Genomic DNA, 1,205 nt, shown 5'->3' with positions numbered 1-1,205 from the left:
GCGAGGATGTCACGATGCCCCACCATCACGCCGAGTTCGCCGGACGCCAGGCCGGCCAGGCGACGCTCTCGCCATGCGGCGAGGCGACTCGTCTCCGCGGGCGCCTGTTCCAGGGCGGCATCATGCCAGCCAGTGACCAGGGCCTCGGCCAGGCCGCCCTCGGGATCGCCGCCCTCGGAATCGCCGGCGATCAGATGCCAGGGGGTAGCGGCGACATCGACCCGGTAGCCGGCTTGTGTCAGGCAGGTCGTCAGGACGGCGGGCGCCTCACCGCCCAGGGCCGTACCCAACCCCTTGTCGCGCACCTGATGGGCCTTGAAGAGGGTACGCACGGCGATGTTCTCGCCGCCCTCCAGGCGCTGGCCACGAGGATCCAGGAAGGCCCAGTCACCGTCCACGCTCAGGGTGATCAGCATCACCTGGCGCTTCCGGGCACAGGCCTGGACAAGCGCCCTGGCGCAGCTGACGCCGCCAGTCGGGATCGTCGAGCCAACGCGCCAGGGCATCGCGAAGCGCCAGAGCATCGCCGGGCGGCAGGGTCATGCCCGCGGTGGGGGGCAGGGTATCGGCCAGGGCCTCGGTGACGACCATGCCGTAGCCCTCGTAGTGGGAGGGCAGAACGAAGAGATCCGCTCGGTGGTAGGCGGCAGCCAGTCCGTCAGCATCCTTCTCGCCCGACCAGTGCAGACGCTCGGACAGGCCTCGCCGACCCGTCTCGGCGACCAGTCGGGCCGCATAGTCGGGATCGCGTTCATGGCTGCCCACGGCCTCGCATTCCCAGTCTCGATCGGTGAGCCCGGCCAGGGCCTCGATGAGCAGGTCCTGCCCCTTGCGGGGCGTCAGGGTAGCAACACACAGCAGGCGTTGGGGGCGATCGTCGTCCTTCAGATCCAGGGCTGAGGCAGCCAGTGACGAGGGCTCGACACCCGGCTCTACCACCCGGATGCGCTCCTCGGCCACTCCTAGTCGCGACAGGCCGCGGGCGGTATGGGAGCTGGTGACGATGACCCGCCTGGCGGCCGCCAGGGCCCGCGTCTCGCTCTCCAGGAAGGCCTGGCGTCGCAAGGCGTCCAGGCCCGTCTCGTCGGCCAGGGGGTGATGCACCAGCGCCAGGATCCGCAGGCGATCCGCGTGGGGCTCGACCTGCTCCGGCAGCCCTCCCATGGCCAGGCCGTCGATCAGCACCTAGGCACCATCGGGAAGGG

1 protein-coding gene and 1 pseudogene are annotated in these 1,205 nt (G+C 70.5%); both read right to left on the bottom strand.

All coding sequences use genetic code 11. From position 1 onward, the window contains the following. A pseudogene (locus ACESMD_RS13620) lies at positions 1-416 on the bottom strand (glycosyl transferase family 1); the annotation flags it as partial. Beyond that, entirely contained in the window at positions 388-1,185 is a 798-nt protein-coding gene (locus ACESMD_RS13615; protein WP_372614045.1) for a glycosyltransferase family 4 protein, read from the bottom strand. The pseudogene ACESMD_RS13620 and the gene ACESMD_RS13615, both read right to left, overlap by 29 nt. Positions 1,186-1,205 lie beyond the last annotated feature (20 nt).

The sequence above is a fragment of the Halomonas sp. genome, assembly GCF_041689495.1.
Lineage (GTDB): Bacteria > Pseudomonadota > Gammaproteobacteria > Pseudomonadales > Halomonadaceae > Halomonas.
This window is presented reverse-complemented; position numbering and strand designations above follow the sequence as displayed.